Origin of the sequence: Pseudomonas sp. ICMP22404 (genome assembly GCF_006227205.1) — a bacterium.
Taxonomy (GTDB): domain Bacteria; phylum Pseudomonadota; class Gammaproteobacteria; order Pseudomonadales; family Pseudomonadaceae; genus Aquipseudomonas.
The window spans coordinates 40,564-63,523 of sequence record NZ_VCNG01000009.1 but is presented as its reverse complement, the minus strand read 5'-3'; the positions used below and the strand labels follow the sequence as shown (position 1 = coordinate 63,523).

The window sequence follows — 22,960 nt, the reverse complement described above, 5'->3', positions numbered from 1 at the left end:
GGTCGCTCAATAAAGCGGAGCCGATTATTGAACGCTCATGGGGCGATTCCTTTTCAAGTTGAATCGCCTCATGAGATGTTCGTCCAGCTTCTTCTTTATGAGGGTTCTTTTATTGTTCAAATGAATCCTGTCCAGTTTGAAGAATGCCTGTTGCTGGATGATTTTTGCCGAGCGCTTTTCCCAGTCCCAAAATAGAAAGTTGTGTTTTTTTATATCCACGCTCAGTTCGAGCTTGTAGACGGCGATATGGACGTCGTTCCGCGAGTCGTAGCGGGCCGGGATGATCTGAAACGTTTCGCCGTGCCGGGTTTCCTTGTCGAAGGACAGCATCGCCGGCTGATCGGCTTTCAGGGCATCGAGGGTATCGATCATTGCGTTCGCCTGCCGTGAATCCTTCATGGCCTGGGCGCCCTGAACCAGGAAGTCCGCCACCGAGCCGGAGACGAGGTGCCGGGTACGGGTGAAGATGGTGTCGTCATACAGCGACCAGCCGAGGAAATTCAACGTGCGTACATACTCTTCGAACCAGCCTTTCGAATCGGTATAGCGGTGATGACCAAGGTCGGCTGAGCGGGTGGCAATGTTATTGCAGTCCGCGATGTCGTTGTGATCCTGCAGGGAAAGTGTCTCGATATAGGAGAGCAGGTTAGGACCTGTGACCAGGCCGGTCAGCGATGGGTTGTTCATGGGTGAGTCTCCGTAGAAGTTGTCTTTTATAAATACAATGGTGGTCGGTGGATTCAAGTAAGTAAATGAGTTGATTTAAATCAGAATGTTGTTGGGAGGCCGAGGCCAGGAAGGCTACATATGTTGTAATGGGCCTGAAGTTGCAGTTTTACTAAAGGGTAAATTAGATTGCAGCTTGTCCGCAGGAGCGGTCATTACATAACCAAGGAAGTTATATGGAACAGTTTGAAAGTGAAGTGAGTATTGAACAGAGCATTGAGCTGATCGGCGCGCGCATCAACAGGCGCAAGGCGCTGGTTTCTCCCAGTCTGCGTGTGCGTCGATCCGCAGCACTACTGGACAGCCCGACCAGGGATCTGGACGCGCTGATGTTGGGAAACGCGCTGGTAGGCTACGGCAGCAACATGTCGCTCACCAACATGGCGATCATGGAGAATCTGATGACCATGGCCATCATGGAGGCCAACTTTGAAGTGCCGGGCGGCAAGAACACCTTGGCGTGGTACGACGCATTTATCCGGTGCCTGCATGACCTCGGATGTTTCGTGGCCGATGACGGCTATGCCCGCTACTCCGAGAGTTCCCAGCGCGTGGACATGGACTTCGTGATCAGCGATATCGTCAAGGGGATCATCGATGGCGTGAAGGCCAGTGTCCCGGCAGCATCGGTGCTCGGTGCTGTGGTGAACACCACGATCGACGGGCTGAAGCAGGATAAGCAAACCATCAATCTGTTCAACAGCCAGGTCAAGACACCCGAGGGCGCTCGCCTCTCCGTCATTCCCTGCGAGCAGTTGGCCAACGGCATCCTGATCGCATCGTCCGCCTCGATCAGGCAGACCGGCACTTCGAATAACGGCGGTGTCCTTTTCGTGAACTGGCAATCGTCGGCGCGGGACATCTTTCGCGGTAAATCCTTCGTGACGTTCAACCCGGCTCGTTACGAAGAGTTCAGGTCGGACATCGAGGAGTACCTGGGGGAACATCGCAGGGAAGTGCTGCGAAAGCGCTTCAACCGCCGCAAGCAAGGCTGACAGGTCAGTGGTGTTATGGCACCAGGTAGCCTTTCACGCCGGTAAAGATGATCTGTGCCGCCAACGCACAGACGAATAAGCCCATCAGGCGGCTGACGATCTGCAAGCCCTGGTCACCCAGGATCCGTTCGATGCGGCTGGACAGGTAGAGCACGACACCGACGGTGAAGCTGGCCAGGGCGATGCTGATGATAGCCATGAGTTTGTCGTCCCAGTGCGGCTGGCTCACGCCCATCACCAGCAGCGCGCCGATGGTGCCGGGGCCGACAGTCAACGGAATGGTCAGCGGGACGATGGTTACGTCCTGCTGGACATTGTCGGTCTGCACAGCCGACTTGCCTTGGGCCATGCCCAGCGCCGAAATGAACAGCACGCTGCCAGCGCCGATACGGAACGCATCCACGGTGATGCCGAACACAGTGAAAATCACCCGCCCGAACAAATACAGCAGGACGCTGGAGATCAGTGTTGCGATCGCGACCTTCCAGGCCAGGCGTCGCTGCTCCTTGCGCGAATAGCCACGGGTCAGGCCGATAAAGCACGACAATACGAAGAAGGGGCTGTAGAGCACCAGCATCTTCAGGTAAACGCTGAACAGCACATGGAGCATGGTCGGGGCTCAAGGCGGAGAAAGAGGACGGAAGTCTATCAGGCAGTGTGACGTCTGTCGGCTCAGGACGTTTGCGCCGTGCGGTTCTGTTGTTCGCGTTGGGCCACCCAGTGCTCGATCAGCTCGCGCAGTTGCGACAACTCCACCGGTTTGGCCATGTGGCCGTCCATCCCGGCCTGACGGGCCCGCTCCTTGTGCTCGGCCAGGATGTGGGCCGTGAGCGCCACGATGGGCGTGCGGGTTCGCTGGTTACCCATTTCCCAGGCTCGCAGCTGCTGGGTGGCGGAAAATCCATCGAGGATCGGCATTTCGCAATCCATCAGGACCAGGTCGTAGCGCCGTTCCTTCATGGCCTTGAGGGCTTCCTCACCGTTGCTGGCGGTGTCGGGTTGCAGGTTGAGCTTGCCGAGCATGCCGCGGATGACTTTGGTGGAAATGCTGTTGTCTTCGGCCACCAGGATGCGGAAGTCGCTGGGGACTTTCACCGGCACGGCGGGACCGGCATTCAATGGGACATTGGGGGCATGGCCTTTGTTGCGCTGGTTCAGTTCGTCCGCGAGGGTGGTCTTGAGGGTATAGCCGGCCACCGGCTTGGCGAGGATGCGCTTGACCCCGCTGTTGCGCGCCACGATCTTGCTCGGTGCGTTGCTGATGCCGGTGAGCATGATCAACAGGATGTCGTGGTTCAGGCTTGGGTCTTCCTTGATCTTGGCCGCCAGCTGCATGCCGGTCATGCCAGGCATGTTCTGGTCCAGCAGCACCACGTCGAAATAATCCCGCAGGTGGGCCTTGGTGCGCAGCAGCGCCAGGGCTTCCTTGCCCGATGGCACCGCGCTGACATTCAAGCCCCAGGCGCTGCATTGCTGCACCAGCACCTTGCGGCAGGTCTCATTGTCATCGACGACCAGCACCCGCGCGCCTTGCAACGGACTGTCGAGATCGGAGGTCGGGTGCTCCAGGCGATCCGGATCCAACGGCAGGGTCAGCCACAAGGTGCTGCCCTGGTTGCTTCCACTCTTGATGCCGAACTCGCCGTGCATCAGCATGATCAACTGGCGGGCGATGACCAGGCCCAGGTTGCCGCCCAAGCGCGTGGCCGACAGGAAGTTCTTGCTGTGCAGCTCGGCGTGCATGAGCGTGTCGCGCTCTTCGGCGTCCATGGGCACGCCGCTGTCTTGTACGGCAATGCGCAGGCGCGGTTCGCTGCTGCGCTCGTCAAGGGCCACGACGATCAGCACCTCGCCTTCGTCGGTCTTCTTCAAGGCGTTTTCCAACAGGCTCAGCAACGCCTGGCGCAGCCGCGTCGGGTCACCGCTGATCACCCGCGGTACCTGGGGCTGGATGAAACTGATCAGTTCGACATTCTGCTGCTCGGCCTTGGCGCGGAAGATGCTCAGGCAATCCTCGATCAAGGCATTGAGATCGAACTGCACATCGTCCAGTTCGATCTGACCGGATTCGAGCCGGGAAATGTCGAGGATCTCATTGATCAGCGTCAGCAGCTCGTTGCCGGCGCTGTGGATGGTCTGCACGTAGTCGCGCTGCTTGACCGACAGCGGCGTACCCAGCAGCAGCTCGGTCATGCCCAGCACGCCGTTCATCGGGGTACGGATCTCGTGGCTGATCTTGGCCAGGAATTCCGCCTTGGCATTGATCTCGGCATTGCTCGCCGCCAGGTCGCGACTGATGCTGAAACGGCTTTCGTTGATGGAGCGCTGGCGTTCGCCCAGGGCGACGCTCATCAGCAGGCCGCTGATGCAGATGAACACCAGCAGCGTGACGATCAGGCCTTGGGGCGCGACTTCCGTGAGGCCTTGCAGGGCGGGCAGGATGATCAGCGTACCCAGGTTGAAAACCACCATGGCCGCGACAAACAGCCGTGCGGGGCGGTAGCCCTTCTGCCAGTGCCAGGCGCTGACGAACAGCATGCTCAGGCCGGCCAAGGCCACCAGCGCATAGGTCATGATGTTGAGCGGCAGGGTGTTGACGAACAACAGCAACAGACTGCACAGCATGATGAACACGATGCCCCCCAGCAGCAGCCGGTTCAGCGGGTGTGGTCCCAGGGGGGCAAAAAAGCGGTAGGCGAGCATCAGGCCGCATGGCGCGGTCAGCAGCAGGGCCAGATAAGCACCAGGAGTCTGCACCGCCGGCCAGTCGGGTAACCAGCCCCCCGCCAGGTTCAGCAGCAATGCCAGGCTGAGCATCAGCAGCCCCTCACAAGCCGCCAACCACAGGCAACTGCGTGAGCGGGTGTAGGCGTAGCGGGTGAGGTTGTGCAGGATCAGCATGGCGATGCAGCCGAACAACCAGCCATAGATCAGGGTCTGGTTCTGATCCGCCGCGGCCACGATTGCCGGCTGCAGGGTGATGTGCGGGCGCAGCTCATGCCGGGATGCCAGTCGCAGGTAGACGTCCAGCGGTTTATCGCTGCGGGGCAGGGCCAGCATGAAATCGCTGCTGGGCACCGAATGCTCGCTGCGGGGCAGGGCATTGCCGGTGATCTGTTGATCGATCAGGGCGTCGCCGTCCAGCACATAGAGATTCAAGCGCGACAGGTCGGGCGCAAAGATGCGCAGGATCTGCTCATGCTTGTCGGGTGCCAGCCGGAAGCGCAGCCACAGCGCGCCATCAGGCTCGGCGGCGCGGATACGGTCGAGGTCGATGGGGCTGAATTGGTTGGTGTAGCGGGCGGAGCGGATGTCGCTCAGCTTCAGGTCGCCCTGTTCGTCGAGCAATACCGCCCAGCCACTGCCTGGCGCGGCCTGGGCCGAAAGCATGCAGAGCAGCGTAAGCAGGGTGACGGTAAAGCCTATGGCAATCCTGAGCCAGCGCACGGCGAAATCCCTTCTTAGGTTGATGCCAGATTATAACTATGCGCGGCGCCCGGACAGACAGGCAAGGGCCACGGAGCCCTGCCTGGCTGAAAGGCCGGGTTATTCCAGATTTTCGCCACGCTCGCGGGCAATGGCACGATAACCAATGTCCTTACGGTAGAAGCAACCTTCCCAATCGATCTCGGCGGCAAGCTTGTAGGCCTGCTGCTGAGCGGCGTCGACACTGGCTCCCATGGCGGTGGCGCACAGCACGCGACCGCCGGCGGTGACGACCTGGCCGTCCTTCAGCGCGGTCCCGGCGTGGAAAACCTTGCCTTCCAACTGGGCCGCGGCCTCCAGGCCACGGATCGCGCTGCCCTTGGCGTAGTCGCTCGGGTAGCCGCCGGCCGCCAATACGACACCAACGCTTGGGCGCGGATCCCACTGCGCTTCGACCTTGTCCAGCGCCTGGGCCAACGCGGCTTCGACCAGCAGGACCAGGCTCGATTGCAGGCGCAACATCACCGGCTGGGTCTCAGGATCGCCGAAACGGCAGTTGAATTCGATGACTTTTGGGTTACCAGCCTTGTCGATCATCAGGCCAGCATAGAGGAAACCCGTGTAAACGTTGCCTTCCTCAGCCATTCCGCGCACGGTTGGCCAGATCACCTGGTCCATGACACGCTGGTGCACCTGGGCGGTGACGACTGGGGCCGGGGAATAGGCACCCATGCCGCCGGTGTTCGGGCCGCTGTCGCCGTCGCCGACGCGCTTGTGGTCCTGGCTGGTGGCCATCGGCAAGACGTTCTTGCCGTCCACCATGACGATGAAGCTGGCTTCTTCGCCGTCGAGGAATTCTTCGATCACGACCCGAGAGCCGGCGTCACCGAAGGCATTGCCGGCCAGCATGTCGCGCACGGCGTCTTCGGCTTCGGCCAGGGTCATGGCCACGATCACGCCTTTACCGGCCGCCAGGCCATCGGCCTTGATCACGATAGGGGCGCCTTTCTCCCGCAGGTAGGCCAGGGCCGGCTCGATTTCGGTGAAATTCTGGTAGTCGGCGGTCGGAATCTTGTGCCGGGCCAGGAAATCCTTGGTGAAGGCTTTCGAGCCTTCCAACTGTGCGGCGCCGGCGGTCGGACCGAAGCAGTCCAGGCCACGGGAGCGGAACAGGTCGACGACACCGGCGACCAACGGCACTTCCGGACCGACGATGGTCAGCGAGACATTCTTCTCGGCGAAGTCGGCCAATTGTTCCAGGGCCAGCACGTCGATGGCGACGTTCTCGCACTTGGCTTCGATGGCGGTACCGGCATTGCCCGGCGCCACGAAAACCTTCTCCACGCGCGGATCCTGGGCCACTTTCCAGGCCAGGGCGTGTTCACGGCCACCGCTGCCAATGATCAAAACATTCATTTCAAAAACCTCGGATGACGCTGATTCTGTATGCAGCGCTGAAGCTGCTCTTCTGTGGAAGCGAGCCTGTGTGGGAGCAAGGCTTGCCCGCGATGCAGGCAACTCGGTTTATCAGGCGCACCGAGGTGATGCTATCGCGGGCAAGCCTTGCTCCCACACAAACTCAGCTTCCACATCGATCGATGTTAGTGACGGAAATGGCGCATGCCCGTAAAGACCATCGCGATGCCTGCTTCGTCGGCGGCGGCAATCACTTCATTGTCACGCATCGAACCACCCGGTTGGATGACGGCGGTGATGCCGACCTTGGCCGCGTTGTCGATACCGTCGCGGAACGGGAAGAACGCATCGGACGCCATGACCGCGCCCTGGACCTGCAGGCCGGCGTGCTCGGCTTTGATGGCGGCGATACGGGCCGAGTTCACGCGGCTCATCTGGCCGGCGCCGACACCGATGGTCTGGCGGTTCTTGGCGTAGACGATGGCGTTGGACTTGACGTACTTGGCGACTTTCCAGGCGAAGATCAGGTCGTTGATTTCCTGCTCGCTCGGGGCGCGCTGGGTCACGACTTTCAGGTCGGCGCTGCCGATCATGCCGATGTCGCGGCTCTGTACCAGCAGGCCGCCGTTGACGCGCTTGTAGTCCCAGGCCGGAGCACGGTCGGCCGACCATTGGCCGCAGGCCAGCAGGCGCACGTTGGCCTTGGCGGCCACGATGGCGCGAGCTTCTTCGCTGACCGAAGGCGCGATGATCACTTCGACGAACTGACGCTCGACGATGGCTTTGGCGGTCTCGGCATCCAGTTCACGGTTGAAGGCGATGATGCCACCGAAGGCCGATTCGGTGTCGGTGGCGTAGGCCAGCTCGTAGGCCTGGCGGATACCGCCCTCGGCGTCCGGGCTCACGGCCACGCCGCACGGGTTGGCGTGCTTGACGATCACGCAGGCCGGCTTGACGAAGCTCTTCACGCACTCCAGCGCGGCGTCGGTGTCGGCCACGTTGTTGAACGACAGTTCCTTGCCTTGCAGCTGGGTGGCGGTGGCGATGCCGACTTCGGCAGGCTTGGCTTCCACGTAGAACGCCGCGCTCTGGTGCGGGTTCTCGCCATAGCGCATTTCCTGGGCCTTGACGAACTGGGTGTTGAAGGTGCGCGGGAATTCGCTGCGGCCTTCGGTCGACAGGGTTTCAGCGGCCTGGTTCACGGTGCCCATGTAGTTGGCGATCATGCCGTCGTAGGCGGCGGTGTGTTCGAAGGCCTTGAGCATCAGGTCGAAACGCTGGGCGTAAGTCAGGCCGCCGGCCTTGAGGTTTTCCAGCACATTGGCGTAGTCGCTGGCGTTGACCACGATGGCCACGTCTTTGTGGTTCTTGGCCGCCGAGCGGACCATGGTCGGGCCGCCGATGTCGATGTTCTCGATGGCGGTCGGCAGGTCGCAGCCCGGCTTGTTGATGGTGGCTTCGAACGGGTAGAGGTTGACCGCCACCAGGTCGATCGGCTTGATGCCGTGTTCGTTCATGATGGCGTCGTCGATGCCGCGACGGCCCAGGATCCCACCGTGGATTTTCGGGTGCAGGGTCTTGACCCGACCGTCCATCATTTCCGCAAAACCGGTGTAGTCCGCGACTTCCACTGCGGCGACGCCATTGTCCTGCAGCAGCTTGAAGGTCCCGCCGGTGGAGAGGATCTCGACACCCAGCTGTTGCAGCTCGCGGGCGAATTCGAGGATCCCGGTCTTGTCGGAGACGCTGATCAAGGCGCGGCGGATCGGCAGGCGGGTGGTCTGGTCGGTCATTTCAATTTCCATCAAAAGCAAGGGAAGTCAGCAAAAAAGGCGACCGTTTTTTATGCGGGCGCCTTTCTGGTTTGATTGAATGCTTACAGCAGATCGTACTGCTTGAGTTTCTTGCGCAGGGTACCGCGGTTCAGGCCCAGCATCTCGCTGGCCTTGGTCTGGTTGCCCTTGACGTAGTTCATCACGCTTTCGAGCAGTGGCGCCTCGACTTCGGAAAGCACCAGGTTGTACACATCCGTGACGGCAGCGCCCTCAAGGTGGGCGAAATAATTGTGCAGCGCCTTCTCGACACTCCCGCGAAGGGTCTGACCCTCTTCGCTAGGCGTATTGAGGTGCTGTTTCAAATTCACGTTGTCGCTCACGGGTGTTATTCCACTCACTAAAGTCTCGGTCATCATCGTCATGCGGCCACCCCTTCGTCCCCTGTCAGGCTCTTGTAACGTTCAGCGAAGAAGGCCTGAACGTCGGCGCATTGTGCTTGCGTACCATCCAAACGATTGAAGCGGGCGCGAAACTCCCTGGCGCCCGGCAGGGTTGCGAGATACCAGCCCACATGCTTGCGCGCGATGCGTACGCCCATGACTTCTCCGTAGAAGGCATGCAGCGCGGCCAGATGCTCCAGCAGAATTCGTTCCACCTCGGACATTTGCGGCGCAGCGAGCTTTTCGCCAGTGCGCAGGAAGTGTTCGATCTCACGGAAAATCCAGGGCCGCCCCTGGGCGGCCCGGCCGATCAACAGGCCGTCGGCACCGGTTGCGTCCAGCACATACTGGGCCTTCTCTGGCGAGTCGACATCGCCATTGGCAAACACCGGTATCGACACCGCCTGCTTGATCGCGGCGATGGTGTCGTACTCGGCCTCGCCGGTGTACAGGTCGGCACGGGTGCGGCCATGGACCGCCAACGCCGTGATTCCCGCCTGTTCGGCGATCTTCGCCACCGTCAGGCCATTCCTGTTCTCCCGGTCCCACCCGGTGCGGATCTTCAAGGTCACCGGCACATCGACTGCGGCGACGACCGCCTGCAGGATCTCGGTAACCAGGGCCTCATCCTTCAACAGCGCCGAGCCGGCAGCCTTGTTGCAGACCTTCTTTGCCGGGCAGCCCATGTTGATGTCGATGATCTGTGCCCCCAGCGCCACATTGGCCCGGGCCGCCTCTGCCAGCATCTGTGCATCGCCACCGGCGATCTGTACCGAGCGGGGCTCGGGATCGCCTTCGTGGATCATGCGCAGACGCGACTTGCGGGTGTTCCACAGGCTCATGTCGCTGGTGACCATTTCCGAAACCACAAGACCGGCGCCCAGCCGTTTGCATAACTGACGAAAGGGCTGATCGGTGACGCCCGCCATGGGGGCGAGAACCAGACCGTTCTGCAGTGTGTATGGGCCGATGCGTACCGCCGACATAGGACTTCCCTGAAGTGGGGCCGGATCATGAGACTTCGAAAAAGGGTTGGCATGATACCCGCTCTCGATGACTGGATAAAGATCGAATTGGATAAAATCTGAACAGCTATTTTGTTATCGCCAGCGGTTTGGTCCGGCTGGGGTGGGTCAGAAAGCTGCCGTCAATCGACTGGCCCCCGGTGGCTTCACTCGGGCGAGTGGAAGCTCAAACTGTAGTTCACCGCTTTGGGGCCCGGATCCAGAATGTCCAGGGCGATATGAATAGGGGTCTGCGGCGGCATTTCCCCCAGGCCTTCCAGATCGCCGCCCAGGTATTCTCCGGGCTTGAAGCGACGGCTGGCGATCAAGTGCCCGTTAAGGTCGGCGAAGCGCAGTTCCAGCAGCGGAAAAGGCTGGGAGAAGGGCGCACGATTGTAGATGATCGCGTCCACCACCAGGGCGCCGCTGAAGTCCGGATGACTGCGCACCACCAGGTTGCTGCTCTTGATCTTGGCGATGTCGACTTTGGATGGCACGTCGCAGCCAATGGTCGGGCAAATCTGCAGGAACCACGGGCGGTACTGGTCCTGGCGGGCCAGTTCGTCGAAATGATAGGCGATGTACTGGCCTGCCAAGGCCCCGGCGGCGAGCAGGATCAACAGGCTCCACAGCAGGCGCCGCCCCCAGGGCGAGCGGCGCTTGCGCCAGTCCAGTTGCAACGGATCGTCGTCAAGGTCCTGAAGGACTTCGGCGCGTATTCCAGGCTCCTGGCGTTCGCGTTTCCTGCGGGACTGGACCGGCTCTTCGTCGGCGTCGTCGATATCGTCGGTGGCGGACAGGCGCTCGAGGCGTTCGTCGGGCTCATCGTCCGGCGCCAGGTGCAGCGGCGCGCCAGGTTCATCGTCCGGGTCCAGTGGTTCCAGCGTCAGAGGTAGGGACAGGGACGGCTCGGTGCGTGGTGGCCGGACGGGCTCATGGGGCGCGAACGGTTCGATAGGGACTTGGGCCACTGCTTCCGCGCGCTCAGCGGGAGACTCGCTGTACAGGCTGTCGGACCAGGGTTCCTGCTCGTCGGAAAGGTGGTCCCGCTGTGCGCTCAGGTTATCTTCGCGGCGTCGGCCGAAGGAGTCCGGTGCCCGTTTGTCGCGTCGCTCCAGGCGAGCCAGTTCCTTGTCCAGGTCATCCAGGTCCAGCTCCGCGGCGGTCCACTGCTTCTGGCTGATCGCCCGGGGCGGTGCTTCGACGACGGCAGGCCGAATGGGCGCGGGAGGGGCGGGAGCGGGTTCCCTGGCTGTCCGTTGTTCCAGCAGTTGCCGTGCGGCATTGAAGACTTGCAGGCACGAGCCGCAGCGAACCACCCCGCGGGCCACGCTCAATTGAGCATGGCTGACGCGAAAACTGGTGTGGCAATGCGGGCACTGGGTGACGAAACTGTCGGTCATGCGGCTATCCGGTGGATACAAGCGGCCATTCTAGCGCCGACGGCCGGTGATGCGCACCCAGCCATCACGATTGGCAATAGGGTCCAGGTCAAAGTCGGCGGCATAAGCGGCGGCGACTTCCTCGCCCTGTTCGGCCAGGATGCCCGACAGCGCCAGTCGTCCACCCGGCTTGACCAGGCCCGACAGTTGCGGCGCCAGGGAGACCAACGGTCCGGCGAGGATATTGGCCACCAATACGTCGGCCTGGACCTGGGGCAGGTCCTGCGGCAGATAGAGTGGGAACAGTGCTTCGGCAATGTTATTGCGCCCGGCGTTGTCGCGGGACGCTTCCAGGGCCTGGACGTCGATGTCGGTGCCGACCGCTTCCTTGGCGCCCAGCAGCAGCGCGGCAATGGCCAGGATGCCCGACCCGCAGCCGAAGTCGAGTACGTCGCAGCCCTTGAGATCCTGACCGTCGAGCCATTCCAGGCACAGCGCGGTGGTCGGGTGGGTGCCGGTGCCGAACGCCAGGCCCGGGTCCAATAGCAGGTTGACGGCGTCCGGCTCCGGCGCCGCGTGCCAGCTCGGAACGATCCACAGCCGCTGGCCAAAGCGCATCGGCTGGAAATTGTCCATCCAGCTGCGTTCCCAATCCTGGTCTTCGATCACTTCGCTGTGATGTTCGGGCAACGGGCTGCCGGTCAGCAGTTCCAGATGGGCCAGAACGCTGGCCGCTTCGGTGCCACCTTCGAACAAGGCCAGCAGATGGGTGTGGGACCACAGCGGGGTGGTGTTCAGTTCCGGCTCGAAGATCGGCTGGTCTTCGGCGTCCATGAAGGTGACCGATACGGCGCCTACTTCAAGAAACGCATCTTCGTAGGTTTCGGCTTGTTCCGGGCTGATGGCCAGACGTACTTGCAGCCAAGGCATGGCGGGCACCTTTGGAAATAAATCTACAGGAAGCAGGCTTAGTGACCTGCGTGGCTAATTTGAGTAGCCGAATTAGCCACGCAGGTCACTAGGCTGCGAAAGCTGCGCAGTGTACGCCAGGTCGCCGTCAAAGTGGATAAGCCCGGTGGCCCGTGGCAGGCCGCGGCTGCCGTCCGGCGTGGTGTTTCGATATATATATGTATGACATGGAGGTGTTGTACGGCGGATAAGGTGAGGGTCCACACAACAGGGAGGAACGTGATGGACAACACTGCCGAGGGGCAAAGCAAGGTGAAGGGCGCAGGACCGGTATCTGTTCCGCAAGCGGAAACCGCACACGCCGTTCTGGAAAGACTGACACGCTGGAAGGCCGTTATCGACACGCGACTACAAACCCAGATGACCTTGCTGGAGGTGCTGGAGGAGTATCTGTTGGTCGAACTGCGTACCCGTTACCGGGAAGGCAACATCGATCCGTATTTCATCGGCACCCTGCTGGACACCGTGCTGCAACGGATGATCGATGACAGGCCGATTGCGCCTGACGAGGAATACGACGTGGCGTTCCGTTGGCCTGGCGGGCCCGACTCGGGTTTTACGGACGAGCGTCGGGAGGTCATTGTCCAGGTGGTGGAGTCCGTCGCCTGGGGGGGCATTCAGCACTACAAGGACTACCTGCGTCGTTATTGGCGGATGACTGCTGGTGACGCCTCGCTCGAGGGCGTGGTCCAGCGCAAACTTAATGAACACATGGCGGCCATCGACAGGATTTTTCAGCCTGACCAGCTGGCAGGCCTGGACGTCGAGGCGCTGCGGGAGCGCATCGAAACGCTCCAGGATGCCTGGCGTCGCGTAAGTGAAGCGACTGCGCTGGCCACTGAGCAGGAGCGCCGGGATCTCGATGCGTTGGCACGCTTGCAACTGCCTCATTGGCTGCGGGTGTTGGATGAACCCGGGCGAGCATCGCTACGGCTGCTTCAGGAGCGGACTCAGCAGGCGCAGGCGCTGGTCGATGAGTTGCTCGATGGCGTGGGCTCGTTGCGGGCCTTCGCCCGGCAACAGGCCAAGGCGTATATCAGGCATGAGCTGGACATGGACGTCGAGCCGGACAATGTTCGGGTGACGTTGCAATGGAGAGCGGTCGTTGATCAGCCCATACAACGTTACAGCCTGAGTGACCTGCTGGTGGCGGGGCCGGTAAGGTCGGATGCCGTGTCGGTACTGTTGGTGGAAAACGGCGCGATGCTGCGCAATCAGCCCCTTTCATCGGCGTTCGTCAGCCGTTTGTTGGCGGATGTGGATGCGCCTGCCGGGTACTTGCAAGCGCTGACCGATCGATATGGTCGGGCTGATCTGAAGCCCGCCATGTTCGATTGGCTGACGGCCCGACTGCAGCAAAGCGCATTCATTGCGCGTTGCGCGGGTCATCTGAAGGCGGTCAATCATGACGCGGTCAAAGCCCTCTGGGACGGCGAGGCGTCGGTCCTGTCCGCCAGCCCGCTGCATGTCACCGGCCTGGCACTGCCAAACGGCTTGCGATGCGCCGATCTGCTGCTGTTTTTCCGCGACGACATGCAGGGTGACCTATTGCTGTATGCGCCCGCCAAGCCCGATGGCCAGGAGTGGATCGAGTTGCCGTCGCTGTGGGCCGTGAGTGTGGAAATCGGCGCATGGACCCGAAATGAGGCAGGGCGCGAATACCTGGTGCAGCAGCTGTCCCCGAATGATCGCGATGTGGCTCGGGAATACTTTGCCCGTGTGATGGACAAGCCGATTTCATGGGACATGGGCAAGGATCTAAGGGCCGGAGCGACGGGATTCAGGGCGTGCCTGGAAGACGCCGTGGCCATGGGGTTGGCCCATAACCTGGCGCAGGTGCAGTTGGACGAGTCGCCTCGCTGGTACGCTGCACTGCCGCTTGATTCCCGTCGAAACATCAGCAGTTTGAGTCAGGAGCTCCTGCTGCATCAGCGGGCATTCAACGAGCTGCTTGCGGACTTCGAAGTCTTCGTGGACTTCGCCAAGCGCACCGTCGCCCAGGCGATCACGCCTTACCTGCGCAGCAGGGGCGTACTTGAGTCGGTGGATCCCGCGACGATCCTCATCGACTACAGCCCGGGGCTCGCGGGCCGTAACACGAAGACCGCGAGCCTGCTGGATCTGGTCATCCATGGATACGACGATAACTCGGGTATCGACGACCCTCGCAAAGGTGTGCGTTCCTCTGTCGGGCAGGACCTGGGGCAGGTCCGCAGTGCCGAGCTGGCGCTCTATATCCGACGGGCTTATGTGGGCGAGCGCTATGGGGCAGAGACCCGCGCCAGGTTCCTCGACGTCGATTCGCCTGCCTACATCAAGCGCCGCAATACCTACCGCCACATGCTGCTGATCCGAATGGACCGTGACCTGCGCGTCGCGAAGGGGATGGGCCTGTTGAACGATTCGGAATTCTGGTGGCTCACCCGGCAAGTCACCCTGCTGGGTGAGTTGGTGGCAGTGTCGGGCCCTGAATATCCGGGGACGCTGGTGAGGCGCGAGGGCGTGGTCAGGTTTACTGTCGATGGGCATGTCGTATTGGGCGTTTACGTTTTCACCTACTTCGATCCGAAACGTGCATCCTGGCTGTACACGCCAGACGCGCCGGACGGCGTTACCTTTCGCCGGTATCGGGATTTTTCCGGAGGGGTCGCTGCACGACTGCATGATTATGTCGTGGGGCGGGTGGCGCTCACGGCCAGGGAAAAGGTAAGGCGTTCGCTGGTGGCCCTGGCGACGACGAGTGCTCGCGTCGATGCGTTGCGCGAACTCAATCGGGTGATCGACATCCGGGCCGAGTTCGATGCCTATATCGAGCGCAGCATCACTGATGTGGAGGATGTCACCACCAGCCGTATCGAAGTGATCGAGGGCCAGGTCATCAAGGGCCTACTCTTTGCGTCTGCGCCGGTATGCATGGTGTATCCCCCTTTTGTCCTGCTGCTGGATATCGCCCTCATTACCGTCAGTTCCGGGCAGGCCATCGAGGCGCATGTCCAGGGCGACACGGAAAGCGCGCTGTGGCATTGGATGTTCGCGACCTGGGGAGCGTTGTTCGCCGCGTTTGGGCTACAGATCGTGGGCGCTGTCAGGCGTCTGGGGCAGGTGGTGAAGCCTGCATCGTTGTCGGCCCGGCGCTTGAGGCATGCAGCCCCCGCCGCCAAAGAGACTGATCCAACGCTACGACCCATACGCTTCAAGGCGCATCAGTCCATCAGGAAAGTGCCTGCAAATCTGGTGGAGGTGACTGAGGAGGGCATTTTCAAGGGCACCTGGCGTAGCCCGTCCAGTGTTTCACAGCCGCGGGACACCTACTTTATCAAGCATAAAGGCAGGTACTACCAAGTGAAGAAACATCCCTCTCTTGACGGTCTGCGCCTGGTGGATGCCAGGAATCCCGGGGCGCTTTATCAAGAGCCCCTGCGCAGGATGTCGAATGGCAAGTGGGTCTACGATAAGCCGGGCTTGCTGGGTGGAAACGGCGAGGTGGCTTATCTTGGGCGAGTGGATGACTTGCGGGCGGCGTTTCCTGGGCATGTCTTCCCGGATGTCTCAAGGGGCGCGTTGCAGGGCGAGGCGGTAGTGGCGAGGTTCAGCGAGGCCGTCGCAGACAATTATCTGTTCTCCCTGAACGCGCAGACCTGCGTGATCGCTTCGCTGCACAACCCGACCACCGGAATGGGCGCTGTCATTCACTTTGATCACAATATCCGCGCGCTGATCGAACGCTGTCTGCGGGACATAACGCAGCGTCTGGGCGGAGTGGCTAAGGATATCCGTGCCACCCTGGTGGGTGGGGATTGGCTGACTGGCACTGACATCGGCGGGCGGGTCAGGTCGGCGATGCGGCGCCAGGGCCTGCAACCCACGTGGGATTACTGGTCGTACTCTTCTTGTTTTGGCAGTACCTATGGTGTCGCGCTGGACCTGCGCAGTGGTGTGACGTCGGTGTTCAAGACAGGGCGCGGCCAAGTCGAACGCTACTACATACCGGTGCTGGCGCGAGCGAAAAAGAGCTCCGATCCGGTGTCGGTACGGGCACGGGGGTTCATGAGGCGCGTGCGAAACGAGCCCCTGGTCGCCAATCCCAGCGGTGCCATCAGCACTGGGCAGGGGAGGCCGGTGACTTCGGCGCAGATCGAAGCGCAAGCTTTCTCGACGGTGCTGCTGAGCTGATCGGTCGGCAGGCAAAAAAAGACCCCGGCCAACGGACCGGGGTCTTTTTACATCACTTGGGACATCAAGCCTCGTGGGCCAGTTTGTGCTCCAGGTAATGGATGTTGACGCCGCCTTCGCAGAAGCCTTTGTCACGTACCAGATCGCGGTGCAGCGGGATGTTGGTCTTGATCCCGTCAACCACGATTTCTTCCAGCGCATTGCGCATACGCGCCATGGCTTCATCGCGGGTCGCCCCGTAGGTGATCAGCTTGCCGATCAACGAGTCGTAGTTCGGCGGAACGGCATAACCGCTGTACAGGTGCGAGTCGACGCGAACGCCATTGCCGCCCGGTGCATGGAAGTGCTTGACCGTGCCTGGGCTTGGCATGAAGGTTTTCGGGTCTTCGGCATTGATCCGGCATTCCAGCGCGTGACCGCGGATGACCACGTCATCCTGGGTGAACGACAGCTTGTTGCCGGCGGCGATGCTGAGCATCTCCTTGACGATGTCGATACCGGTGACCATTTCCGAAACCGGGTGCTCCACCTGAACACGGGTGTTCATTTCGATGAAGTAGAAGCGACCGTTCTCGTACAGGAACTCGAAGGTACCGGCACCGCGGTAGCCGATGTCGATGCAGGCCTTGACGCAACGAGCCAGGACTTCCTGGCGGGCCTTCTCGTCGATGCCCGGTGCCGGCGCTTCTTCGAGGACCTTCTGGTGACGACGTTGCAGCGAGCAATCGCGGTCGCCCAGATGGATGGCCTGGCCTTGGCCGTCGGACAGCACCTGGACTTCGACGTGGCGTGGGTTGGTCAGGAATTTTTCCAGGTAGACCATCGGGTTGCCGAACGCCGCGCCTGCTTCGGAGCGGGTCAGTTTCGCCGAGGAAATCAGGTCTTCTTCCTTGTGTACCACGCGCATGCCGCGACCACCGCCGCCGCCGGCGGCCTTGATGATCACCGGGTAACCGACTTCGCGACCGATGCGCAGAGCGGTTTCTTCGTCTTCAGGCAGCGGGCCGTCGGAACCCGGAACGGTCGGTACGCCGGCTGCGATCATGGCGTGCTTGGCCGAAACCTTGTCGCCCATCAGGCGGATGGTCTCGGCTTTCGGGCCGATGAAGGCAAAACCGGAATTCTCGACCTGTTCGGCGAAGTCGGCGTTTTCCGCCAGGAACCCGTAGCCTGGGTGAATGGCGGTGGCGCCGGTCACTTCGGCAGCGGCAATGATCGCCGGGATGTGCAGGTAGGAGTGCGCGGCAGAAGCCGGGCCGATGCAGACGGACTCGTCTGCCAGGCCCAGGTGCATCAGCTCTTTGTCGGCCTTGGAGTAAACGGCGACGGTCTTGATGCCCATCTCTTTGCAGGCACGCAGGATCCGCAGAGCGATCTCACCGCGGTTCGCGATCAGGACTTTTTCCAGCTTCGCAGTCATCAAAGGCTCTCCGCGGTTCAAACGATGGTGAACAGCGGTTGGTCGTACTCAACCGGCTGGCCGTCTTCAACGAGGATGGACTCGATCACACCGCTGGTTTCAGCTTCGATGTGGTTCATCATCTTCATGGCTTCGACGATGCACAGGGTGTCGCCTTTCTTCACGGTCTGGCCCACTTCAACGAAGGACGGCGAGGTTGGCGAAGACTTGCGATAGAAAGTACCTACCATCGGCGAACGGGCCACGGTGCCGTTGAGCGCTGGAGCGGCGGCAGCGGCTGGAGCAGCGGCGGCGGCAGCAGGTGCGGCTGGCGCTGGAGCGGCGGCCGGAGCCTGCATCGGTGCCGGAGCGTAGAACTGCTGGGCTGGCGTCTTGCTGTGGCGGCTGATACGTACGGACTCTTCGCCTTCCTTGATCTCAAGCTCGTCGATGCCGGACTCTTCCAGCAATTCGATCAGTTTCTTAACTTTACGGATATCCATGAATCATCAACTCCCAAGGGTCGGTCAGGGGCGTTTAACGCTTGTTGTTCAAGCTGTTGCCTGTTTTTCAAGCTGCTCTAGGGCGGCCTCCAGGGCCAGTCGGTAACCGCTGGCGCCAAGGCCGCAGATCACTCCCACCGCTACATCGGAGAAGTAAGAGTGATGGCGGAAAGGTTCGCGTTTGTGCACGTTGGACAAATGCACTTCGATGAATGGGATGCTCACCGCCAGCAACGCGTCACGTAATGCGATACTTGTATGTGTAAAAGCTGCTGGATTGATCAAAATGAAGTCCACGCCTTCGCCACGGGCGGCATGAATGCGGTCGATCAATTCATATTCGGCATTGCTTTGCAGATAGAGCAAATGATGGCCTGCGGCGCGGGCTCGCTGCTCCAGGTCCTGGTTGATCTGGGCCAGTGTCACGGCCCCATAGACGCCCGGTTCACGGGTGCCCAGCAGGTTCAGGTTGGGTCCGTGCAGGACCAAAAGGGTCGCCATCTGCTGTTCCTTGTTATCTGTGAGCAGGTATCAGAACCCGGCGACTATGCCGCAAAGCCTTAATGACTGTCCAGTTCTCGGCAATAGCCAGCACGATGAGCGATGTTTGCGAGAAATTTGTGACCATGTCTAAAGATCCGGTCACCCATGCCGGCGCAGACCATCCTGAACCTGTGGAGGCACCCCGGACTAGGGTGGGAGCGAGCCTGCTCGCGAAGACGGCGGTACATCCAACATCCATGCAAGCTGACCCACCGCTTTCGCGAGCAAGCCCGCTCCCACACGGGGTTGTCGCTGGCAATCAAACACGAAACGCTTGTACTGCCGTATGCAGGCGCCCACCCAGCACCAGCAGATTTTCGCCCTGTTCCCGTCCCTGGCCGATACGCAGCAGGTTTTCCCCACCCAGTTGGTGAATCCGCTCGCTGTGATCGCGGATTTCGCTGACGGCACCGCTCTGTTGGGCGGTGACTTCGGCGATGCGCACGGCGGTGTCGGCGATGGTCTGGATGGCATCGACGATTTTATCCAGCGCGCCGTCGGCCGCTTGTGCCTGGTTGGCGGTGGCTTCGGCGTGTTCGACTTGGGCGCGCATGCCATCGACTGACTGGCGCGCGGCCAATTGCAGACGAGCGATCAAGGTCTGGATTTCGGCCGTGGCCCCTGCCGTGCGTTGGGCCAGGGAACGGACCTCCTCGGCCACGACCGCAAAACCCCGGCCCATCTCCCCGGCGCGGGCGGCTTCGATGGCGGCGTTGAGGGCCAGCAGGTTGGTCTGGTCGGCAATCGAGCGAATCACCGTCAGCACGCCGCCGATGGTGGCCGATTCTTCGGCCAGTTGTTCGATCATCTGCGCGTTGCCTTGTACTTCGCCCACCAGTGCGTGCAGTCCGGTGAGACTCAGGCCGATGACTCTCTGCCCTTGTTCCACGGCATGCCCGGCGCTGCGGCTGGCGTCGGCGGCCTGGCTGGCATCGCCGGCCACTTGCTGAATGGTCGCTTCAAGCTCGCCCAGGGAGTCGCGGATCAGCGCCGTGTCGTCGGCCTGATACTCCGCGCCGCTGTGCATCTCCGCGCTGAGTTCGGCCAGGGTCCGGCTGCTGCCAGCGACCTGTTCGGCGTTCAGGTGAATGGTCCCCACCAGGTCCGCCAGATAGGCTCGCAGCCGATTGAGTGACGCTTCGATGTCCTGCAGCTCGCGGTTGCTGGCGCCTACATGGATATCTCGGCTGAAGTCGCCTTCGGCCCAGGTCGACAGGGCCGGCGCCAGATGCGTCAGGGTCCGGGCCAGGCGTCGTTGCAAGGTGTCGATGAGTAGTGCGATCAACAGAATCAAGCCGATCATCACACCCTGGATCAAGCGGACCTCGCCCTGGATCTGCCCGTGTTGGGCACGCACCACGGGCTCCAGGGCATCGATCGCCTGCTGCACATCCGCGGTTTTCACATGGGTGGCATTGCTCAGTTCGGTGCGCTTCTGGATCAGTTCGCGGGTGCGCGCCAGCTCCGCAGGGTAGCGTCCGAGCAGGCTGTTGAGCTCGCGCTTGAGAGCGATGCCGGCGTCTTCGGCGACGGCTTTTTCCTGATTTTCCAGACCCATCAGCGCGGCGAAATCGTCGCCAGCGGAATCGCTGCTGGCTGTCACGCCCAACAGCGGCAGGCGGTCCAGTTGTTCGGCCTGCGCGCGGATGCTTGCCAGTTCCCGCTCGACATCGGCGGCCAATTCGCTGCGCCCGCTGCTGACCAGCTTGTCCCGCGCAAGGGACAGTCGCCCCAAGTGCTGCGATGCGCTGAACAACAAAGGCAGGTAACTCGGGGCCCCGTTGGCATATTGGGCGAGCTGGTCCAGGTTGGCGCCCAGTTCACGTTCGGCCTGCAACAGCAGGGCCTGGGGGTCGCCGGCCAGCTTGCCGGCGGCCAGCAGGTCGGTCTTGCTGAAGTCATCCAGGCTCGACAGGCTCGGCCTGAGCGTGTGGGCCAGTTGCCCAGGGAACTGATCCAGTTCTGTCTGCAGAGTGTCGAGGGCCTGGCTGGCGGCGCTGAGGCGCAAGGCGTCGCCGCTGGCCAGGTAATCCTCGATGTTGCGCGTGACCTCGCCCTGAAATTGCCGTGACAGACCCAGGTAGCGCTCCATCAACAGATAAGGACGTTCCAGGGCGGCCTGGGACCACCAGAGCGTGGCGCCCAGGCCCAGGCACACGGCCAATAAAAGCAGGGTATTGAGGTTGGTCAGCAGTTTCAGGCGCATCGAAGGTCTACCGGGGGCAGAATCGTAAGTGCCTGAATTTATTGCGCTTGAGTTACAGGTTTATGACTGTGTCAGTCGTTTCTGAAGAAAAAGTGGCACTTTGCCTTGCGCTTTGTACCCGGTTGCGACCGGCATGCTTGGCGCGATACAGCGCTTCATCCGCCTCGCTGGCCATCATCAGGCTGTCGGCGTCCTCGCTCATCTCCACCAGGCCGGCACTGAACGTGCACCACAGGTCATGGGGCTGGGCCGGATAGTGGATTTCGGCAAAGCGTTGGCGGATTTCATCCAGCACCGCGCAGGCGTCGTTGATGTTGGTGTCCGGCATGACAATGGCGAATTCTTCGCCGCCATAACGGCCGATGAAATCGGTCTTGCGCAGGCGCTGCTTGAGAAACAGCGCCAGGCTCTTGATCACCCGGTCGCCCATGGGGTGGCCGTGGCTGTCGTTGACCCGTTTGAAATGGTCGATATCCAGCATGGCGAAGCTCAGGGGCTTGCCTTCGCGGCGGGCGCGGAAGCAGCAGTCTTCGAGCAGTTGCAGGATATGGGTGTGGTTGTACAGGCCGGTGAGGCTGTCACGCACCATCCGCGCCTTGAGGTTACGGGCCCGGGCCGCACGGTTGCGCACCGTAGTGATCAGGTGGCGAGGCTTGATCGGCTTGGTCAGGAAGTCATCGCCACCCTCGCTCATGGCATCGAGCTGCTTGTCCAGGTCATCCTCGGCGGACAAGTAGATGATCGGTACGCTGACGTAGCGGTCATTGTGGCGGATCACCTTCGCCAGCTCCGTACCGGTGCAGGCGGGCATGTACATGTCGAGAATGATCAGGTCCGGCTGGAAATCGGCCAGCTCGGCCATGGCCTGGATCGGATCGATCAGCGTGCGGGTCACGATGCCGGCACTGTTGAGCAGGCGCTCGGTGTGCAAGGCCTGGGCGCGAGAGTCATCGATGATCAGCACTTTATAGGGTTCGTACTGGGCGACGCAGGTCAGCACCTCGATCTTTTCCAGCAGGCTCGAGGCCTCGAGGGTGCCGGTAAGGAACTCCTGTCCGCCGGCGCGCACGGCCGCCAGACGTGTCGGGGTATCGGTCTCCAGCAGGCTGAAGAACAACAGGGGCAAGGGCTGTTCCAGGCCTTGCTGGGCTTCGGCCGCCAGTTTCAGGCCGATGCCGGGGCCACTGAAATCCACATCCATGACAATCGCCGCCGGCAAACGCTCGATCATCGAGGCGCGGAATGCCGCGACACTCTCCAATGCCTGGGCGCTGAGGCCGAAGAACTCCAGTTGCTTGGCCAGCCGCTCGGCGCGGTCATGGTCTTGCAGCAACACATAGATGGGTTTGCGCAACGGCGGCAGGAAGGTTTGTTCGAGCTGGTCCCCATGGCGCAGGCCGGTACGGGACAGGCGCTGCATCAGGCGATTGATTTCGGTGATCAGTTGGCTGCTCAACCGCCCGCGATTGGCGTCCACCGCTTGCAGTGACTGGCTGATGCCCTGGGCCAGTTGGGAATGCTCGGGCTGTTCGAAGCGCTCGGCGAAACGCAGCAGGCGCAGATTGGCTTCGCTGAGCTCCGACAGATCGGTGCTGGACCACTCACTGCGTTGCAGGCGCTGCCATATCTCCAGGATCTGACGAGCCTGATGAATTACCCGCTGGGCAAAGTGGTGCTTGAGGCGCTCACGGCTGGGGTCTTCTGGCTCGGTCATATCCTGACTACTAGGTTAGTGGTCTGTGTGCATGCTGAGGTCGACTGGTGGCTCTATGCTAGCACCTCTTTTCATGCCCATGAGTGTCGTGCGTCAATAATCTGCCCAATAGCGACATTCAGTTTGTGACCGGTCGGTTTCGTAGGCCGATTGCCGCGCTTCCTTTATAGTTGCCATCCGACTGCTCCGCCTGGGCCGGAATGATCTGAGCAGGATTTATCGCGTTTCAAATCAGGCACGATGGCGTAGGGTTGTGGTCGAACCGTGAACTCAAGTGATTGAAGGAACA

The 22,960-nt window shown here is 61.4% G+C and carries 16 protein-coding genes; 2 read left to right on the top strand and 14 right to left on the bottom strand.

From position 1 onward, the window contains the following. Window positions 1–24: 24 nt before the first annotated feature. The gene (locus tag FGE05_RS16710) at window positions 25–687 is read right to left on the bottom strand and encodes a hypothetical protein (RefSeq protein ID WP_139646653.1); all 663 of its coding nucleotides are present in this window, start codon (window positions 685–687) and stop codon (window positions 25–27) included. 215 nt (window positions 688–902) lie between these two features. Here FGE05_RS16710 and FGE05_RS16705 point away from each other — a divergent pair, with 215 nt between their 5' ends. Further along, window positions 903–1,721: a hypothetical protein gene (locus tag FGE05_RS16705; RefSeq protein WP_139646651.1), complete on the top strand. Its 819-nt coding sequence runs from the start codon at window positions 903–905 to the stop codon at window positions 1,719–1,721. A gap of 13 nt (window positions 1,722–1,734) precedes the next feature. On the opposite strand, the gene FGE05_RS16700 is transcribed toward FGE05_RS16705, so the two are convergent. The 8 genes from FGE05_RS16700 to prmA form a co-directional block, all read right to left on the bottom strand. Next, complete coding sequence (locus tag FGE05_RS16700; RefSeq protein ID WP_139646649.1) at window positions 1,735–2,331, bottom strand: MarC family protein; 597 nt, start codon at window positions 2,329–2,331, stop codon at window positions 1,735–1,737. A gap of 62 nt (window positions 2,332–2,393) precedes the next feature. Beyond that, on the bottom strand, window positions 2,394–5,168 hold the full coding sequence (locus tag FGE05_RS16695; protein ID WP_139646647.1) for a hybrid sensor histidine kinase/response regulator: 2,775 nt from the start codon (window positions 5,166–5,168) through the stop codon (window positions 2,394–2,396). 99 nt (window positions 5,169–5,267) lie between these two features. After that, complete coding sequence (purD, locus tag FGE05_RS16690; RefSeq protein ID WP_139646646.1) at window positions 5,268–6,563, bottom strand: phosphoribosylamine--glycine ligase; 1,296 nt, start codon at window positions 6,561–6,563, stop codon at window positions 5,268–5,270. Window positions 6,564–6,748: 185 nt separating this feature from the next. After that, a complete protein-coding gene (purH, locus tag FGE05_RS16680) occupies window positions 6,749–8,356 on the bottom strand; it encodes a bifunctional phosphoribosylaminoimidazolecarboxamide formyltransferase/IMP cyclohydrolase (RefSeq protein WP_139646642.1) in 1,608 nt (535 codons plus the stop codon). 83 nt (window positions 8,357–8,439) lie between these two features. Continuing rightward, window positions 8,440–8,760: a DNA-binding transcriptional regulator Fis gene (fis, locus tag FGE05_RS16675; protein ID WP_024781407.1), complete on the bottom strand. Its 321-nt coding sequence runs from the start codon at window positions 8,758–8,760 to the stop codon at window positions 8,440–8,442. Further along, a complete protein-coding gene (gene dusB, locus FGE05_RS16670) occupies window positions 8,757–9,764 on the bottom strand; it encodes a tRNA dihydrouridine synthase DusB (protein ID WP_139646641.1) in 1,008 nt (335 codons plus the stop codon). The genes fis and dusB overlap by 4 nt, the downstream gene beginning before the upstream one ends. A gap of 185 nt (window positions 9,765–9,949) precedes the next feature. Beyond that, complete coding sequence (locus FGE05_RS16665; protein ID WP_139646638.1) at window positions 9,950–11,185, bottom strand: DUF3426 domain-containing protein; 1,236 nt, start codon at window positions 11,183–11,185, stop codon at window positions 9,950–9,952. A gap of 30 nt (window positions 11,186–11,215) precedes the next feature. Next, window positions 11,216–12,094, bottom strand: coding sequence for a 50S ribosomal protein L11 methyltransferase (gene prmA, locus FGE05_RS16660; protein WP_139646636.1), 879 nt, complete (start codon window positions 12,092–12,094; stop codon window positions 11,216–11,218). Window positions 12,095–12,355: 261 nt separating this feature from the next. Between prmA and FGE05_RS16655 the strand changes: the two genes are divergently transcribed. After that, the gene (locus FGE05_RS16655; RefSeq protein ID WP_139646635.1) at window positions 12,356–16,306 is read left to right on the top strand and encodes a dermonecrotic toxin domain-containing protein; all 3,951 of its coding nucleotides are present in this window, start codon (window positions 12,356–12,358) and stop codon (window positions 16,304–16,306) included. Between the two features lie 64 nt (window positions 16,307–16,370). Here the strand turns inward: FGE05_RS16655 and accC are convergent, their stop codons facing one another. From accC to FGE05_RS16630, 5 genes are all read right to left on the bottom strand, one after another. Beyond that, entirely contained in the window at window positions 16,371–17,726 is a 1,356-nt protein-coding gene (gene accC, locus FGE05_RS16650; protein WP_024781402.1) for an acetyl-CoA carboxylase biotin carboxylase subunit, read from the bottom strand. Window positions 17,727–17,743: 17 nt separating this feature from the next. Beyond that, entirely contained in the window at window positions 17,744–18,208 is a 465-nt protein-coding gene (gene accB / locus FGE05_RS16645; RefSeq protein WP_041022523.1) for an acetyl-CoA carboxylase biotin carboxyl carrier protein, read from the bottom strand. Between the two features lie 48 nt (window positions 18,209–18,256). After that, the gene (gene aroQ / locus FGE05_RS16640) at window positions 18,257–18,709 is read right to left on the bottom strand and encodes a type II 3-dehydroquinate dehydratase (protein ID WP_139646633.1); all 453 of its coding nucleotides are present in this window, start codon (window positions 18,707–18,709) and stop codon (window positions 18,257–18,259) included. A gap of 301 nt (window positions 18,710–19,010) precedes the next feature. Beyond that, complete coding sequence (locus FGE05_RS30445; protein ID WP_373682505.1) at window positions 19,011–19,559, bottom strand: methyl-accepting chemotaxis protein; 549 nt, start codon at window positions 19,557–19,559, stop codon at window positions 19,011–19,013. Between the two features lie 1,450 nt (window positions 19,560–21,009). Next, window positions 21,010–22,671, bottom strand: coding sequence for a diguanylate cyclase (locus tag FGE05_RS16630; protein WP_139646629.1), 1,662 nt, complete (start codon window positions 22,669–22,671; stop codon window positions 21,010–21,012). Between the last annotated feature and the right edge of the window lie 289 nt (window positions 22,672–22,960).

Excerpts from the sequence above, each read along its gene's own strand:
- purD (WP_139646646.1), bottom strand. The coding sequence starts at position 6,563 with ATGAATGTTTTGATCATTGGCAGCGGTGGCCGTGAACACGCCCTGGCC.
- accC (WP_024781402.1), bottom strand. The coding sequence starts at position 17,726 with ATGACTGCGAAGCTGGAAAAAGTCCTGATCGCGAACCGCGGTGAGATC.
- fis (WP_024781407.1), bottom strand. The coding sequence starts at position 8,760 with ATGACGATGATGACCGAGACTTTAGTGAGTGGAATAACACCCGTGAGC.
- FGE05_RS16655 (WP_139646635.1), top strand. The coding sequence starts at position 12,356 with ATGGACAACACTGCCGAGGGGCAAAGCAAGGTGAAGGGCGCAGGACCG.
- purH (WP_139646642.1), bottom strand. The coding sequence starts at position 8,356 with ATGACCGACCAGACCACCCGCCTGCCGATCCGCCGCGCCTTGATCAGC.
- FGE05_RS16700 (WP_139646649.1), bottom strand. The coding sequence starts at position 2,331 with ATGCTCCATGTGCTGTTCAGCGTTTACCTGAAGATGCTGGTGCTCTAC.
- prmA (WP_139646636.1), bottom strand. The coding sequence starts at position 12,094 with ATGCCTTGGCTGCAAGTACGTCTGGCCATCAGCCCGGAACAAGCCGAA.
- FGE05_RS16710 (WP_139646653.1), bottom strand. The coding sequence starts at position 687 with ATGAACAACCCATCGCTGACCGGCCTGGTCACAGGTCCTAACCTGCTC.
- dusB (WP_139646641.1), bottom strand. The coding sequence starts at position 9,764 with ATGTCGGCGGTACGCATCGGCCCATACACACTGCAGAACGGTCTGGTT.
- accB (WP_041022523.1), bottom strand. The coding sequence starts at position 18,208 with ATGGATATCCGTAAAGTTAAGAAACTGATCGAATTGCTGGAAGAGTCC.
- aroQ (WP_139646633.1), bottom strand. The coding sequence starts at position 18,709 with ATGGCGACCCTTTTGGTCCTGCACGGACCCAACCTGAACCTGCTGGGC.
- FGE05_RS16705 (WP_139646651.1), top strand. The coding sequence starts at position 903 with ATGGAACAGTTTGAAAGTGAAGTGAGTATTGAACAGAGCATTGAGCTG.
- FGE05_RS30445 (WP_373682505.1), bottom strand. The coding sequence starts at position 19,559 with ATGATCGAACAACTGGCCGAAGAATCGGCCACCATCGGCGGCGTGCTG.
- FGE05_RS16665 (WP_139646638.1), bottom strand. The coding sequence starts at position 11,185 with ATGACCGACAGTTTCGTCACCCAGTGCCCGCATTGCCACACCAGTTTT.
- FGE05_RS16630 (WP_139646629.1), bottom strand. The coding sequence starts at position 22,671 with ATGACCGAGCCAGAAGACCCCAGCCGTGAGCGCCTCAAGCACCACTTT.